Raw genomic sequence first — 14,157 nt, 5'->3', positions numbered from 1 at the left:
CCGCACCCCGCCGCACCCGCACCCGCACCCGCACCCCACCTCGCACCCCCGCACGACGCCCGTCACCGGGCCTTATGCTGTCCGGCGGCCCGGAGCCACCCCTTCCGAGGCCGCCGAGCGACCGGATCCGGTCACACCCCCGCACCACCAGAAACGAGCACCACCCGCATGCCCCGCATCAAGTCCCCCGCCCTCCTGGTGGCCGCGTCCGGCGCCGACCGTGAGGGCCACGGCCTGCGCCGAACGATGGGCCTCTTCCAGCTGGTCTGCTTCGGCGTCGGCGCGATCGTCGGCACCGGCATCTTCGTCGGCCTGTCCGACTCGGTCGCCCAGGCGGGCCCGGCCGTCGTCGTCTCCTTCGTCCTGGCCGCGATCACCTGCGTCTTCACCGCGTTCGCGTTCGCCGAGCTGGCCGGCGCCATCCCGGTCTCCGGCTCCTCGTACTCCTTCGCCTACGCGAGCCTCGGCGAGGGCACTGCCTTCCTCGTCGGCTGGTGCCTGCTCCTGGAGTACGGCGTCTCCGTGTCCGCCGTCGCCGTCGGCTGGAGCCAGTACGTCAACGAGCTGCTCGACAGTCTCACCGGCCACCAGCTGCCCGCCGCCCTGTCCGCCGGCCCCGGCGACGGGGGAGCGGTGAACCTGCCCGCCGTCCTCGTCATCGCCATGGCCGCCGTCCTGCTGGTGCGCGGAGTGCGCGAGAGCGCCCGGGCCACCGCCGCCATGGCGGTCCTCAAGATCGCGATCCTCGTCGTCTTCTGCGCGATCGGCCTCAGCGCCTTCCGGGACGGCAACCTCACCCCGTTCACCCCGGCCGGCCTCGGCGGCATCGGCGCCGGCACCACCGCGGCCTTCTTCTCCTACATCGGCTTCGACGCGATCACCACGGCCGGCGAGGAGGCCAGGAACCCCCGCCGGGACGTGCCCGTGGCGATCCTCGTCTGCATGGGCGTGGTCACCCTGCTGTACTGCGCGGTCGCGCTCGCCGCGATCGGCGCCGTCGGCGGCGACGAGGTCGGCGGCCGCCCCGCCGCCCTGTCGCACGTGGTCGACAAGGTCACCGGATCCTCCGTCGGCGGCGGGATCATCGCCTTCGGCGCGGTCGTCGCCATCGCGTCGGTGGTCCTCGCGGTGATGTACGGCCAGACCCGCATCCTGCTGGCCATGGCCCGGGACGGACTCGTGCCGCGCGTCTTCGAGAGGGTCTCGCCCCGCACCGCCACGCCGGTCGCCGGCACGCTGATCGTCGCGGTCGTCTTCGCGCTCCCGGCGGCCTTCGCCTCCCTGGACGCGGTGATGAACCTGTGCACCATCGGCACCCTGGCCATCATGGCCGTCGTCAACATCGCGGTCATCGCCCTGCGCCGCCGGGACCCCCACCTGGCCCGCACCTTCCGCGTACCGCTGTTCCCGCTGCTGCCCCTGCTCGGCGTCGGCTGCTGCCTGTACCTGATGTACGAGACGGGCTGGGCGACCTGGGTGCAGTTCGCCCTGTTCCTCGCGGCGGGTCTCGTGCTGTACGCCCTCTACGGGCGCCGCCACTCCCGGCTGCCGCAGGTCACGCGGGACGCGGACGCCGCTGTGGCGGAACCGCAGCCAGCCTGAACCACACCGCCTTGCCCCCAGCGGTGGGGCGGTGGCCGCAGGACGAGCTCAGGGCGCGGATCAGCAGCAGACCGCGCCCGTGCTCCTGCCAGGGGTCGGGCTCCCCGCCGCGGGGGCGGGTCAGATCGCCGGGCGGAACCGGGTCGGCGTCGTGCACCTCGACCTGGCAGCCGGCCGGCAGCAGCTGCACCACCAGCTCTATCGGGTCGTCCCCGGCGGTGTGCTCCACGGCGTTCGCCACCAGCTCGGCGGTGAGCAGCTCCGCCGTGTCGCTGTCCGCCCCGTGCTCCAGCCCGGCCAGGGCCGTACGGACCAGGGCGCGGGCCACCGGCACGGCCGCGGCGGAGTGCGGCAGCGCGATGCGCCAGGAGGCGGGCGGGGCGGGGTGTTCGTGCACGGCGGGTCCGTTCATGGCGCAGGTTCCTGTGCTCGACATCAGGCGGTCCTGCTTTCGGCTCGGGGAATGGTACGGCGGGCCTCCCGCCGAGGCGCGGAGCGGTCGCCGTCCGGGACCGCCGACCGCGTCACCGGTCGGCCTACCCTGCTCAACGGCCCCGCTCGCGCCCCCGATCCCGCTGTTGCCGGGTTGTCGAGGACCGGTGACGGCTGTGACGCGAACAGGTCAGACGGCGACTCCCCGGGGGGCATACCCGCCGCCTCTATCGCGCACTCCTGACGACAGTCACGTACGAGTGATAATTTCGAAGGTGACCGCTCGTCGAGGAGGCCGCCCTCATGAGTCCCTTCACCGGCTCCGCCGCCCGCACCCCCGACTGGCACCACCTCCGCGTCGACCACGCCGACGGCGTGGCCACCGTCACCCTCGCCCGCCCCGAGAGACTCAACGCGCTCACCTTCGGCGCCTACGCCGACCTGCGCGACCTGCTCGCCGAACTCTCCCGCGAGCGTTCCGTGCGCGCCCTGGTGCTGGCCGGCGAGGGACGCGGCTTCTGCTCCGGCGGCGACGTCGAGGAGATCATCGGCGCCACCCTCGCCCTGGACACCGCCCAGCTCCTGGACTTCAACCGGATGACCGGGCAGGTCGTGCGGGCCGTCCGGGAGTGCCCGTTCCCGGTGATCGCGGCCGTCCACGGCGCGGCCGCGGGCGCCGGCGCCGTCCTCGCCCTGGCCGCGGACTTCCGGGTCGCGGACCCCACCGCCCGCTTCGCGTTCCTCTTCACCCGCGTCGGCCTCTCCGGCGGCGACATGGGCGCCGCCTACCTGCTGCCCCGGGTGGTGGGCCTCGGCCACGCCACCCGGCTGCTCATGCTCGGCGAACCGGTGCGCGCCCCCGAGGCCGAGCGGATCGGCCTGATCAGCGAACTGGCCGAGGACGGCGGCGCGGACGCGGCCGCACAACGCCTGGCCCGCCGCCTGGCCGCCGGCCCGGCCCTCGCGTACGCGCAGACGAAGGCCCTGCTGACGGCCGAACTGGACATGCCGCTGGCGGCGGCGGTGGAACTGGACGCGGCCACCCAGGCCCTGCTGATGAACGGGGAGGACTACGCGGAGTTCCACGCGGCGTTCACGGAGAAGAGGGCGCCGAAGTGGCAGGGGCGGTGAGGCCCGACCGACGGCACCAGCCGGCCGACGCGAGGACGCCGGGCCCGGGGGCGCGGGGCCGCCTCGACACGCGGCTCCGCCACGGGGCGCCACCAGCCCCCACCGGCCCGCGCCCGCGCGACGAGACGAACGGCCCCCGACGCGTCGCGGTCATCGGCGGCGGCCCCGCCGGCCTCTACGCCGCCGCCCTGCTGAAACGCCGGGACCCCGGCCGCGCGGTCACCCTCTGGGAACGCAACGCCCCCGACGACACCTTCGGTTTCGGCGTCGTCCTCTCCGACGACACCCTCGGCGGCATCGAACACGCCGACCCGGTGGTCCACGAGGCCCTGCGCGAGCACATCGTCCACTGGGACGCCGTCGACATCGTGCACCGGGGCGTCCGCCACACCTCCGGCGGCCACGGCTTCGCCGCCCTCGGCAGGCAGCGGCTGCTGCGGATCCTGCACGACCGCTGCCGTTCCCTCGGCGTCGACCTGCGCTTCCGCGCCGAGGCGCCGCACCCGGCGCGGCTCGTGGACGCGTACGACCTCGTCGTCGCCGCCGACGGGGTGCACAGCACCACCCGCGAGGCGTACGCCCAGGTGTTCCGGCCCCACGGGGTCGGCCACCGGTGCCGCTACCTCTGGCTCGCCGCCGACGTCGCCTTCGACGCCTTCCGCTTCGAGACGGCCGAGACCGAGCACGGCGTGATGCAACTGCACGGCTACCCGTACGCGGCCGACGCCTCGACGGTGATCGTCGAGATGCGCGAGGAGGTCTGGCGCGCGGCCGGCTTCGCGGAACTGGGCGAGCGGGAGTCCGCCGAGCGCTGCGCCGGGATCTTCGCGGACGCGCTCGGCGGCCGGCCGCTGAGGTCCCACCGGTCCGCGTGGACCACCTTCCGCACGGTGGTCAACGAGCGCTGGTCGCACGGCAACCTCGTCCTGCTGGGCGACGCCGCCCACACCGCCCACTTCTCCATCGGCTCCGGCACCAAGCTCGCCGTCGAGGACGCCCTCGCCCTGGCCGCCTGCCTGGACGGACAGCCGTCCCTGGAGCGGGCGCTGGCCGCCTACGAGGAGGAGCGCCGGCCCGTCGTCGCCTCCACCCAGCGTGCCGCCCGGGCCAGCCTGGAGTGGTTCGAGGACCTCGCCCTGTACGTGGACCAGCCGCCCCGCCGGTTCGCCTTCAACCTGCTCACCCGCAGCCGCCGCGTCACCTACGGCAACCTGCGGCTGCGCGACCCCCGCTTCACCGGCGCGGTGGAGCGGGAGGCCGGCTGCGCGCCCGGCACGCCCCCGATGTTCACGCCCTTCCGGCTGCGCGGCCTGACCCTGCGCAACCGCGTCGTCGTCTCCCCGATGGACATGTACTCGGCGACGGACGGCCTGCCCGGCGACTTCCACCTCGTCCACCTGGGCTCCCGGGCCCTCGGCGGGGCCGGTCTGGTGATGACCGAGATGGTGTGCGTGTCCCCCGAGGGGCGCATCACACCCGGCTGCACCGGCCTGTACACCGGCCGGCAGGCCGAGGCGTGGCGGCGGATCACCGAGTTCGTGCACACGCGGGCGCCGGGCACCGCGATCGGCGTCCAGCTCGGCCACTGCGGGCGCAAGGGCTCCACCCGGCCGATGTGGGAGGGCATGGACGAACCGCTGCCCGACGGCAACTGGCCGCTCGTGGCCGCCTCCCCGCTGCCGTACAAGCCGGGCGGCCGGCCGCCCCGGGAGCTCGGCCGAGCGGAACTGACGGATCTGCGCGAGCAGTTCGCGGCCGCCGCCCGGCGGGCCGCGCGGGCCGGCTTCGACCTGCTCGAACTGCACTGCGCGCACGGCTACCTGCTGTCCGGCTTCCTCTCGCCGCTGGCCAACCGCCGTGACGACGCCTACGGCGGCTCGCTCGCGCGGCGGCTGCGCTTCCCGCTGGAGGTGTTCGACGCCGTCCGGGCCGAGTGGCCCGAGGAGCGGCCCATGACGGTGCGGATCTCCGCCACCGACTGGGCCGAGGGCGGCACGACGGCCGAGGACGCCGTCGGGATCGCCCGCGCCTTCGCCGCGCACGGCGCCGACGCCATCGACGTCTCCACCGGGCAGGTCGTCGCCGAGGAGGCACCGGAGTTCGGGCGGTCGTACCAGACGCCGTTCGCGGACCGGATCCGCAACGCGGTCGGCGTCCCGGTGATCGCGGTCGGCGCGATCTCCTCCTGGGACGACGTCAACTCGCTGGTGCTGGCCGGACGGGCGGACCTGTGCGCCCTGGGCCGCCCGCACCTGTACGACCCGCACTGGACCCTGCACGCCGCCGCCGAACAGGGCTACGACGGCCCCGGCGTCGTCTGGCCGGCACCGTACCGGGCGGGCAGCCGCCCTCCGCGCACCGGCCGCGCGGACGCGCCCGGACCCCGTCCGTCGCCGGGGAGCTGACCCGTCAGGCGATCGCGGGCACCCCGGCGAACTCCGCGCCCGCGTCCCGCAGCCGCTCGTGCAGCCCCTGGAACACGGCCGCCGAGCGCGCGCCGGGCCAGTCGTCGGGGAGCAGACGGGCGGGCAGGCCGGGGTCCGCGTAGGGCAGGTGGCGCCAGGAGTCGAGGGCGAGGAGGTAGTCGCGGTAGGCCTCCTCGGGAGGGGTGTCCGCGCGGGCCTCCCAGGCGCGCAGCACGTGTTCGTGCCGGTCCAGGAAGTCCTCGTGCTGCTCGGCCACGGCCGCCAGGTCCCACCAGCGGGCCACGGCCTCGACGGTCGGCGCGAAGCCCAGGTGCTCGCCGCGGAAGAGGTCCACGTACGGGTCGAGCCGCAGCCGCCGCAGCGTGTTGCGGGTCTCCTCGTGCAGGCGGGCCGGCGCGATCCACACGCCGGGGGCGGCCGTACCGAAGCCCAGACCGGCCAGCCGGGACCGCAGGACGTGCCGCTTCTGCCGCTCCGACTCCGGCACGGAGAACACCGCCAGCACCCAGCCCTCGTCGCCGTGCGGCGCGGTGGCGTAGATCCGCCGGTCGCCGTCGTCCAGCAACTGCCGTGCCTCCTCGGACAGTTCGTAGCCGGCCGCGTTCTGCGCGGTGCGGGCCGGCAGGAGCAGTCCGCGGCGCTTCAGCCGGGAGACCGAGGAGCGCACGGAGGGCGCGTCGACGCCGACCGCGGCGAGCAGCCGGATCAGCTCGGCGACGGGCACCGGGCCCGGCGTGAAGCGGCCGTACGCGCCGTAGAGCGTGACGATGAGAGACCGAGGTGCAGGCTGGTCGGACACGTTGATCATCTTAGGTCGTCGGCATCACTGCTGGTCACCATCGGTGTCGGCATCGGCGTCGGCGGTGGTGCGCAGCCGGAACCGCTGGAGTTTGCCCGTCGCCGTGCGCGGCAGGGCGTCCAGGAGGACGATCTCGCGCGGGCACTTGTACGGCGCCAGCTCGGCCAGGACGAAGGCGCGCAGCGCCTCGATGTCCGGCCGCGCCCCCGCGCGCAGCACGGCGAACGCCACGACGGCCTGCCCGCGCGCCTCGTCGGGACGCCCGACGACCGCCGCCTCGACGACGTCCGGATGCCGCAGCAGGGCCTCCTCGACCTCGGCCCCCGCGATGTTGTACCCGGCGGAGACGATCAGGTCGTCGGCGCGGGCGACGTACCGGAAGTAGCCGTCGCGGTCGCGGACGTAGGTGTCGCCGGTGATGTTCCAGCCGTCGCGCACGTACGCGCTCTGCCGGGGATCGGCGAGGTAGCGGCAGCCGACCGGTCCGCGCACGGCGAGCAGCCCCGGCTGTCCGTCGGGGACGGGCTCCCCGCGCTCGTCCTGCACGCGCGCCTGCCAGCCGGGGACGGGGACGCCGGTGGCGCCGGGCCGGATCCGCTCGTCGGCGGCGGAGAGGAAGATGTGCAGCAGTTCGGTGGCGCCGATGCCGTTGATCAGCCGCAGCCCGGTCCGCTCGTGCCAGGCGTGCCAGGTGGCCGCGGGCAGGTTCTCGCCCGCCGAGACACAGCGCCGCAGCGACGACAGGTCGTGCCCGTCGAGGTCGGCGAGCATCGCGCGGTAGGCGGTGGGCGCGGTGAACAGCACCGACACCCGGTGCCGGGCGACGGCGTCCAGCAGCTGCCGGGGACCGGCCTGTTCGAGCAGCAGCGCGCTCGCCCCGGCCCGCATCGGGAAGACGAGCAGCCCGCCGAGACCGAAGGTGAAGCCGAGCGGGGGAGAGCCGGCGAAGACGTCGTCCGCCCGCGGCCGGAGCACCCGCGCCGAGAAGGTGTCGGCCACGGCGAGGACGTCCCGGTGGAAGTGCGCGCACCCCTTCGGCCGCCCGGTGGTACCGGAGGTGAACGCGATCAGCGCCACGTCGTCGGCGGCCGTGTCCACGGCCCGGTACGGGGTGTCCGGCGCGGGCCGGCGCAGCAGGTCGTCGGGGGCGTTCCCGCCGTAGGTGGTGATCCGCAGGCCCGGCACCCCGGCCCGGGCGAGGTCGTCGACGGCCCGGACGTCGCACAGGGCGTGCTCCACGCGGGCTATCGCGCACATCGTGCGCAGCTCGCGCGGGCGCTGCCGGTCCAGCACGGTGACGGCGATCCCGCCCGCCTTCAGCACCGCCAGCCAGCAGGCCGCCAGCCACGGCGTGGTCGGCCCGCGCAGCAGCACCCGGTTGCCGGGGACGACCCCGAGGCGGCCGGTGAGCAGGTGCGCGAGCCGGTCGACGCGGGCGCGCAGCTCGCCGTACGTCCAGGCGGGGCCGGCGGGGGTGCGGAAGACGGGCCGGTCGGGGGCGGGGCCGGTGAGGAGCTCGGCGGCGCAGTTCAGCCGTTCGGGGTAGCGCAGCTCCGGCAGGTCGAAGCGGAGTTCGGGCCACTGGCCGGGCGGCGGGAGATGGTCGCGCGCGAAGGTGTCGACATGGGCCGAGTCGTTCATGGCGGATCGCCCCCTTGCCTGGAGGGCGCCTTCCGGGCGCCGTGACGGGCGTCGTGGTGGGCTCGCGCCCCGAGCGTATCGTGTTGGTGACGGCAGTCAACGGTTCGCGATACCGTCGGACGGGGCGGCGGGAGGCCGACGCGAGACCGCCGCGGAGAGGGGTCCGGTGATGCCCGCATTCTCACTCGAACCGGAACAGACCGCCTGGTGCGCCACCCTGCGCGCCCTCGCCGCCGACCGGCTGCACCCCCTCGCCGACCGGGGCGAGCCGGGCCGCGTCAACCGCCCGCTCGTCGCCGAACTGGGCCGCCTCGGACTGCTGGCCCGCCTGTTCACCTCCGGCGCGGTCGACCTGTGCCTGATGCGCGAGTCCCTGGCGTACGCCTGCACCGAGGCGGAGACCGCACTGGCCCTCCAGGGACTGGGCGCGCACCCGGTCCACGCCCACGGCACCCCCGCCCAGCGCGCCCGGTGGCTGCCGCGCGTCGCCGACGGCAGCGCGGTGGCGGCCTTCGCGCTCAGCGAACCGGGCGCCGGCTCGGACGCGGCGGCGCTGTCCCTGGCCGCCGAGCCGGACGGGCCGCACGCCTGGCGCCTGACCGGCGAGAAGTGCTGGATCTCCAACGCCCCGGAGGCCGACCTGCACACCGTCTTCGCCCGTACCACCGAGGGCGCCGGCGCCCGGGGCGTCACCGCCTTCCTGGTCCCCGCCGGCCGCCCCGGCCTCACCGGCTCCGCACTCGACCTGCTCTCCCCGCACCCCGTCGGCACCCTCGCCTTCGACGCCGTCCGGGTCACCGCCGACGACGTGCTCGGCACGCCCGACCGCGGCTTCCGGGTCGCCATGGACACCCTCAACCTGTTCCGCCCCAGCGTCGGCGCCCTCGCCCTCGGCATGGCCCAGGCCGCGCTCGACGCCACCCTCGCCCACACCGCCCGGCGCGACGCCTTCGGCGGCAAGCTGCGGGACCTCCAGACGGTCGCCCACCAGGTCGCCGAGATGGCCCTGCGCACGGAGGCGGCCCGCCTGATGGTCTACGCGGCGGCCACGGCGTACGACACCGGCGCCCCCGACGTCCCGCGCCGCTCCGCCATGGCCAAGCTGCTCGCCACCGAGACCGCCCAGTACGTCGTCGACACGGCCGTCCAGCTGCACGGCGCCCGGGCGCTGCGCCGGGGACACCTGCTGGAGCACCTCTACCGTGAGGTGCGCGCCCCCCGGATCTACGAAGGGGCCAGCGAGGTCCAGCGCGGCATCATCGCCAAGGAGCTGTACGCGGCCGCGGAGGCGCGGCGGTGACCGCCGAGCGGGTGAACCCGCCCGGGCTGTCCCCGCCGGCCGGCTTCTCGCACGCGGTCGTCGCCACCGGCTCCCGCGTGGTGTTCCTGGCCGGCCAGACCGCGCTCGACGCCGACGGCGAGGTCGTCGGACGGACGCTGCCGGAGCAGTTCGAGCGCGCGCTCGGCAACCTGCTCACCGCGCTGCGGGCCACCGGCGGCACCCCCGCGGACCTGGCGCGCGTCACCGTGTACGTCACGGACGTCGCCGCCTACCGGGCCTGCGCCGCCGAACTCGGCCGCGTGTGGCGGCGGTCGGCGGGCCGGGACTACCCGGCGATGGCGGTCGTGGGGATCGTCCGGCTGTGGGACGAGCGGGCCCTCGTCGAGCTCGACGGGTTCGCCGTCCTCGCGGACTGAGTCAGGCGGCGACGGCCGGCCGCGCGGCCGTCGCCCGGTGCGGGGCCACCACCCGGCCGTCGGGCAGCAGCTCGCCGGAGTCGTCGAAGACGATCGTGCCGTCGCACAGCAGGCTCCACCCCTGCTCGGAGCGGGCGGCGACGACGTGTGCCGCGTCGGCGGACGCGCTCGGGGAGCTGTGGTCGCACATGGCGCACCTCCACGTCGGTGGGACCGGCCCTCCGGCGGCCCCGTGCACCGACCATGCGCCCGCCGGACCGCCGTCGCCAGGGGCGGGCCCCGATCGTGACAGCACCAGGACGACTCCACGACCGTCCGCCGACGCGCGGCGCGGACTCGCCACCGAAGGAGTGACGGTCACGGGATCGGAGGCGATCGCCCGGTACCAGTGGAAGCCCCCCACAACAGGAGGTCCTTCCATGTCGTTGCGCCCCGCCCTGACCGCGGTCGCCGGTGCCGCCCTGCTCCTGCTCGCCGCCCCGGCGGCACCCGCCGCCGCCGACACGTCCGAGTCGGTCACCGTCGACCCGACCGGCCGGATCGCCGAGGACGGCACGGTCACCCTCTCCGGCACCTACCGCTGTGTCGGCGACTCGGGCTCCGTCGTCCTCAGCACGTCCATCGGCCAGAGCAACTCGCCCACCCAGTACGGCATCGGCGGCACCCGCGCGGTGTGCGACGGCGCCGAGCACCGCTGGGTGAACACCGGCAAGGCCGCACCGGACGCCCTCACGCCCGGCGAGGCCCACGTCCAGGCCACGCTGATGGAACTGCGGCCCCACGGCTTCGTGCCCCTGCCCCACTTCCACGCGGCCGAGGACGAGGACATCACGCTGACCGGGGAGACCCAGCAGGAGGGCACGCCGGCGAAGACGGGCCGATAGCAGCCGGTCACAGCGGACCGAGGGCCGAACGGCCGAACGGCCGAACGGCCCGGTCGGCGGCCCCACCGCCGCCGACCCGGCCGCCATGCCGGCGGGCTGCCCGGGGCTTCCCGGGCAGCCCCGGCGAGGCTCCAGGAGCCCCCGGATGCGGGCCGCCCCGGCCGGAGCCGCCCGCGTGCGGGTCACTCCCGGTACGTGGGCGCCAGGTGGGCCAGGGCCGCGTCGGCGTCCGCCGCGGCCTGGCCCGGGGTCGCCGCGCACGTCATCACGTGCCCCAGCCGCTCGTGGCTGTGGGACGGCCAGGTGGTCCGCTGCCCCGGGGCCGCCTTCACCCGGAAGGCGACGACCGAGGGGAAGTTCTCCAGGACGCCGGTGTCGGGAACGGACTCCACCGTTGCCGTCCGGCCGGCGATGAAGCGGATGGCGGCCCCCCGGGCCCGCGTGGGCGTGAGGTCGGGACGTCCGCCGCTGTGGGCGACGACCGAGGCCCGCAGCAGCGGCACCCCCGTCCCGTGTTCGACCAGATCGGGGATGAAGTCCCCTCCCGTCCTCGCGTTGATCTCGATCAGCACGGGCCCGCGCGGCGTCAGCTTGGCCTCCACGTGAGCCGGACCGAAGTCGAAGCCGATGGCGTCCAGGGCCGCCACCGCCAGGTCCGCCGCCCGGTCCGCCGCCTCGCCCACGGACGACGGGAACGTGTGGCCCAGCTCGACGAAGTGCGGTGTGGGGCCCAGCAGTTTGTCGGTGACGCCCAGGACCGTCGTGGAACCCGCGACGGTGAAGGTCTCCACGCTGACCTCGTGCCCGAACAGGCACTCCTCCAGCAGCGCGCCCGGAACGCGGGGCTGGCCCTTGGAGTTGGTCGGCCGCCCGGCGATGTCGGCGACCCGGGCGACGGTCTCCTCCCGGGTGCGGCACAGGGCGACACCGATGCTCGCCGACTCGTCGATCGGCTTCACGACACAGGGCAGGCCGGTCACGGCCAGCGCCGCGTCGACCTCCTCGGCGTCGTGGACGAAGCGGAACTCCGGCACCGGCACCCCGCGTTCGGCGCACCGCACGCGGGTCTTCAGCTTGTCCCGGGCGATGTCCGCCGCCGTGGGGTCCAGCCCCGGCAGCCCCATGCGGTGCGCGGTGGCCGCCGCCGTGGGCACGTAGTACTCCATGACCGTCATCACGCCGGCCACCGGTGCCGCGGAGGCGAGCAGCGCCTTCTCGATCGCCTCCGGACTCTGCGTGTCGCAGTGCAGGATCTCGTCCGCGACCTCGCGGATCGTCCGTGCCGTGTCCGGGTCCACGGAGTAGCGGTCGAGGTCCGAGGTCACGAAGAGGGTGCGCAGCCCCAGGGAGCGGGCCAGCCGCAGCGCCTGCATGCCCGTGCCGGTGAGGTTGCTCTCGACGAACGCGAGGGCGCGGGCCGGACCCTCCGCCCCCGGACGGGCGTCGGACGTCGTCATCGGACGGCCGCCTTCCGGCCCGTGACCCCACCGGTACTGGTGACCCAGTAGGTGCCGGCGCCCCGGTCCAGGCCGCGGGCGAGCGGGTCCCTCACCAGCCGGGCGAGCAGTCCGGCCGGGACGACCAGGACGTAGTAGACGATGGACAGCAGCAGGTTTCGCATCGAGGTCCTTCTCGTGTGGTGCTGCGCCGCCGACGGCCCGTCGGACGGCGGTGGGGCCGGCTCAGTCGAGGGGGATCGCTTCGCGCCAGTCTTCCGTCTCGCGCCAGGCGGGCTGGTCCTTCTTCTCCAGCAGCAGATCACCGAGGACCAGCACGTCGATGTTGCTGCGCATGAAGCAGGTGTAGGCCTCGCGCGGCGTGTTGACGATCGGCTCCCCACGGAGGTTGAACGAGGTGTTCACCAGCACGGGGCAGCCGGTCCGCTCCTTGAACGCGGACAGCAGCCGGTGGTAGGCGGGGTTGTCCTGCTCGCCGACGGTCTGCACCCGCGCCGAGTGGTCGACGTGGGTGACCGCGGGGATCGTCGACCGCCGCACCTTGAGCAGGTCCAGGCCGGTGACGTCGCCGGCGGTCTCCTCGACGGCGAGCCGCTGGGACGGGGCCACCCCCGCGACCACCAGCATGTAGGGGCTCTCCTGGGGCAGGTCGAAGTACTCCTTCACGTCCTCGCGCAGGACGGACGGGGCGAACGGCCGGAACGACTCCCGGAACTTGATCTTCAGGTTCATCGCCGACTGCATGTCCGCGTCCCGCGGGTCGCCGAGGATCGACCGGGCGCCCAGCGCCCTCGGGCCGAACTCCATCCGCCCCTGGAACCATCCGGTGATCGCGCCCTGCGCCAGGCGGTCGGCCACCACACCGGGGGTGTCCCGCGGGTCCAGCTCCGTGTAGACGGCGCCGACGCCGTCCAGGAACTCCCGTGTCTCCCGCGCGCCGTACGCGGGGCCGAGCAGGGAGCCCGACATGGCGTCGCGGCCGGTGCCGAGGTGGGGCCGTCCGGCTCCCCGTTCGAGCGCGACCGCGAGGGCCCCGCCGAGCGCACCGCCCGCGTCACCGGCCGCCGGCTGGATCCACACCTCGTCGAACACCCGCTCCTGGATGACCTTGCCGTTGGCGACGCAGTTCAGGGCGACGCCCCCGGCGAGGCAGAGCCGGCTCTCACCGGTCACGCGCCGCGCGGTGCGCGCCAGCCGCAGGACGACCTCCTCGGTCACGGCCTGGACGGACGCGGCGAGGTCGAACTCCCGCTCCGTGAGCGCCGCCTCCGGCTGCCGGCGCGGACCGCCGAACAACTCCTCGAAGGCCCGGCCGGTCATCACCTGGCCCGCCAGGTACGCGAAGTACCGCATGTCGAGCCGGAAGGACCCGTCCTCCTTCAGGTCGATGAGCTTCTCGCGGATCAGGCCGGCGTACCGCGGAGTGCCGTACGGCGCCAGCCCCATCAGCTTGTACTCACCGGAGTCGACCTTGAACCCGCAGAAGTAGGTGAAGGCGGAGTACAGCAGCCCCAGGGAGTGCGGGAACCTGATCTCGGCCAGCGGCTCCAGGCTCGTGCCCCGCCCGTGCCACAGCGTCGTCGTGGCCCACTCGCCGACCCCGTCGACGCACAGGACCGCGGCGGACTCGTAGGGGCTCGGGAAGAAGGCCGACGCCGCGTGCGACTCGTGGTGCCGGCGGGCGACGACCTCCGGGACCCGGCCCACCCCCAGCTCCGCCAGACCGTTGCGCACGGTGCGCACAGTGGAACGCTTCCAGGCCAGCCACTCGGGCAGCGACGTGCGGAAGGAGGCGGCGCCGTGCGGCACGGCGCCCAGGTACGTGGCGAGGACCCGCCGGAACTTCAGCGCCGGATCCTCGTAGTACGCGACGGCCGCCACGTCGTCGAGCCGGACCCCCGCCTCCTCCAGGCAGTAGCGGACCGCCTGCCCGGGGAAACCGGGGTCGTGCCGGGTGCGGCTGAAGCGTTCCTCCTGGGCCGCGGCGACCGGGACGCCGTCGGCGACGAGGGCGGCCGCACTGTCGTGGTAGTACGCCGAGATGCCCAGAACCAGATCGGCCATGTCACGTTCCCTTCCGCTCAACG

At 74.9% G+C, this 14,157-nt stretch carries 13 protein-coding genes; 6 read left to right on the top strand and 7 right to left on the bottom strand.

Annotated elements, in window-relative coordinates; translation table 11 throughout:
* Positions 1–168: 168 nt before the first annotated feature.
* On the top strand, positions 169–1,602 hold the full coding sequence (locus ACFYWQ_RS12660; protein WP_389515561.1) for an amino acid permease: 1,434 nt from the start codon (positions 169–171) through the stop codon (positions 1,600–1,602).
* Here the strand turns inward: ACFYWQ_RS12660 and ACFYWQ_RS12655 are convergent.
* A complete protein-coding gene (locus ACFYWQ_RS12655; protein ID WP_389515560.1) occupies positions 1,556–2,014 on the bottom strand; it encodes an ATP-binding protein in 459 nt (152 codons plus the stop codon). The genes ACFYWQ_RS12660 and ACFYWQ_RS12655 overlap by 47 nt on opposite strands.
* 323 nt (positions 2,015–2,337) lie before the next feature.
* Here ACFYWQ_RS12655 and ACFYWQ_RS12650 point away from each other — a divergent pair, with 323 nt between their 5' ends.
* Together ACFYWQ_RS12650 and ACFYWQ_RS12645 are read left to right on the top strand one after the other, a co-directional pair.
* Positions 2,338–3,165, top strand: coding sequence for an enoyl-CoA hydratase family protein (locus ACFYWQ_RS12650; protein WP_389515558.1), 828 nt, complete (start codon positions 2,338–2,340; stop codon positions 3,163–3,165).
* The gene (locus tag ACFYWQ_RS12645) at positions 3,162–5,570 is read left to right on the top strand and encodes a bifunctional salicylyl-CoA 5-hydroxylase/oxidoreductase (RefSeq protein ID WP_389515556.1); all 2,409 of its coding nucleotides are present in this window, start codon (positions 3,162–3,164) and stop codon (positions 5,568–5,570) included. The genes ACFYWQ_RS12650 and ACFYWQ_RS12645 overlap by 4 nt, the downstream gene beginning before the upstream one ends.
* A 4-nt stretch (positions 5,571–5,574) precedes the next feature.
* On the opposite strand, the gene ACFYWQ_RS12640 is transcribed toward ACFYWQ_RS12645, so the two are convergent.
* Both ACFYWQ_RS12640 and ACFYWQ_RS12635 read right to left on the bottom strand, forming a co-directional pair.
* A complete protein-coding gene (locus ACFYWQ_RS12640) occupies positions 5,575–6,399 on the bottom strand; it encodes a PaaX family transcriptional regulator C-terminal domain-containing protein (protein ID WP_389515555.1) in 825 nt (274 codons plus the stop codon).
* A 15-nt stretch (positions 6,400–6,414) separates the two neighbouring features.
* Positions 6,415–8,031, bottom strand: a complete 1,617-nt coding sequence (locus tag ACFYWQ_RS12635) for an AMP-binding protein (RefSeq protein ID WP_389515553.1) — start codon at positions 8,029–8,031, stop codon at positions 6,415–6,417.
* A gap of 169 nt (positions 8,032–8,200) precedes the next feature.
* Between ACFYWQ_RS12635 and ACFYWQ_RS12630 the strand changes: the two genes are divergently transcribed.
* Positions 8,201–9,331 carry an acyl-CoA dehydrogenase family protein gene (locus ACFYWQ_RS12630; RefSeq protein ID WP_389515552.1) on the top strand — a complete coding sequence of 377 codons (1,131 nt, stop codon included), beginning with the start codon at positions 8,201–8,203 and terminating at the stop codon, positions 9,329–9,331.
* The gene (locus tag ACFYWQ_RS12625) at positions 9,328–9,729 is read left to right on the top strand and encodes a RidA family protein (protein ID WP_389515550.1); all 402 of its coding nucleotides are present in this window, start codon (positions 9,328–9,330) and stop codon (positions 9,727–9,729) included. The genes ACFYWQ_RS12630 and ACFYWQ_RS12625 overlap by 4 nt, the downstream gene beginning before the upstream one ends.
* 1 nt (position 9,730) lies before the next feature.
* On the opposite strand, the gene ACFYWQ_RS12620 is transcribed toward ACFYWQ_RS12625, so the two are convergent.
* Positions 9,731–9,919, bottom strand: a complete 189-nt coding sequence (locus tag ACFYWQ_RS12620) for a DUF5999 family protein (protein WP_389515548.1) — start codon at positions 9,917–9,919, stop codon at positions 9,731–9,733.
* Between the two features lie 229 nt (positions 9,920–10,148).
* Between ACFYWQ_RS12620 and ACFYWQ_RS12615 the strand changes: the two genes are divergently transcribed.
* Positions 10,149–10,613, top strand: a complete 465-nt coding sequence (locus ACFYWQ_RS12615; protein ID WP_389515547.1) for a DUF6299 family protein — start codon at positions 10,149–10,151, stop codon at positions 10,611–10,613.
* A 182-nt stretch (positions 10,614–10,795) separates the two neighbouring features.
* On the opposite strand, the gene ACFYWQ_RS12610 is transcribed toward ACFYWQ_RS12615, so the two are convergent.
* The 3 genes from ACFYWQ_RS12610 to ACFYWQ_RS12600 all read right to left on the bottom strand — a co-directional run bounded on the left by ACFYWQ_RS12610 (position 10,796) and on the right by ACFYWQ_RS12600 (position 14,134).
* Positions 10,796–12,070, bottom strand: coding sequence for an ATP-grasp domain-containing protein (locus tag ACFYWQ_RS12610; protein ID WP_389515545.1), 1,275 nt, complete (start codon positions 12,068–12,070; stop codon positions 10,796–10,798).
* Complete coding sequence (locus ACFYWQ_RS12605) at positions 12,067–12,234, bottom strand: hypothetical protein (protein WP_389515543.1); 168 nt, start codon at positions 12,232–12,234, stop codon at positions 12,067–12,069. Before ACFYWQ_RS12605 ends, ACFYWQ_RS12610 begins: the two co-directional genes overlap by 4 nt.
* 61 nt (positions 12,235–12,295) lie before the next feature.
* Positions 12,296–14,134, bottom strand: coding sequence for a carbamoyltransferase (locus tag ACFYWQ_RS12600; RefSeq protein ID WP_389515541.1), 1,839 nt, complete (start codon positions 14,132–14,134; stop codon positions 12,296–12,298).
* Positions 14,135–14,157: the final 23 nt, after the last annotated feature.

This window comes from Streptomyces sp. NPDC003247 (genome assembly GCF_042888135.1).
Taxonomy (GTDB): domain Bacteria; phylum Actinomycetota; class Actinomycetes; order Streptomycetales; family Streptomycetaceae; genus Streptomyces.
This window is presented reverse-complemented; position numbering and strand designations above follow the sequence as displayed.

What these genes read in the sequence shown, in the direction of transcription:
- ACFYWQ_RS12615 (WP_389515547.1), top strand. Translation starts at nt 10,149, where the DNA reads ATGTCGTTGCGCCCCGCCCTGACCGCGGTCGCCGGTGCCGCCCTGCTC.
- ACFYWQ_RS12660 (WP_389515561.1), top strand. Translation starts at nt 169, where the DNA reads ATGCCCCGCATCAAGTCCCCCGCCCTCCTGGTGGCCGCGTCCGGCGCC.
- ACFYWQ_RS12610 (WP_389515545.1), bottom strand. Translation starts at nt 12,070, where the DNA reads ATGACGACGTCCGACGCCCGTCCGGGGGCGGAGGGTCCGGCCCGCGCC.
- ACFYWQ_RS12640 (WP_389515555.1), bottom strand. Translation starts at nt 6,399, where the DNA reads ATGATCAACGTGTCCGACCAGCCTGCACCTCGGTCTCTCATCGTCACG.
- ACFYWQ_RS12630 (WP_389515552.1), top strand. Translation starts at nt 8,201, where the DNA reads ATGCCCGCATTCTCACTCGAACCGGAACAGACCGCCTGGTGCGCCACC.
- ACFYWQ_RS12605 (WP_389515543.1), bottom strand. Translation starts at nt 12,234, where the DNA reads ATGCGAAACCTGCTGCTGTCCATCGTCTACTACGTCCTGGTCGTCCCG.
- ACFYWQ_RS12635 (WP_389515553.1), bottom strand. Translation starts at nt 8,031, where the DNA reads ATGAACGACTCGGCCCATGTCGACACCTTCGCGCGCGACCATCTCCCG.
- ACFYWQ_RS12650 (WP_389515558.1), top strand. Translation starts at nt 2,338, where the DNA reads ATGAGTCCCTTCACCGGCTCCGCCGCCCGCACCCCCGACTGGCACCAC.
- ACFYWQ_RS12655 (WP_389515560.1), bottom strand. Translation starts at nt 2,014, where the DNA reads ATGAACGGACCCGCCGTGCACGAACACCCCGCCCCGCCCGCCTCCTGG.
- ACFYWQ_RS12600 (WP_389515541.1), bottom strand. Translation starts at nt 14,134, where the DNA reads ATGGCCGATCTGGTTCTGGGCATCTCGGCGTACTACCACGACAGTGCG.
- ACFYWQ_RS12620 (WP_389515548.1), bottom strand. Translation starts at nt 9,919, where the DNA reads ATGTGCGACCACAGCTCCCCGAGCGCGTCCGCCGACGCGGCACACGTC.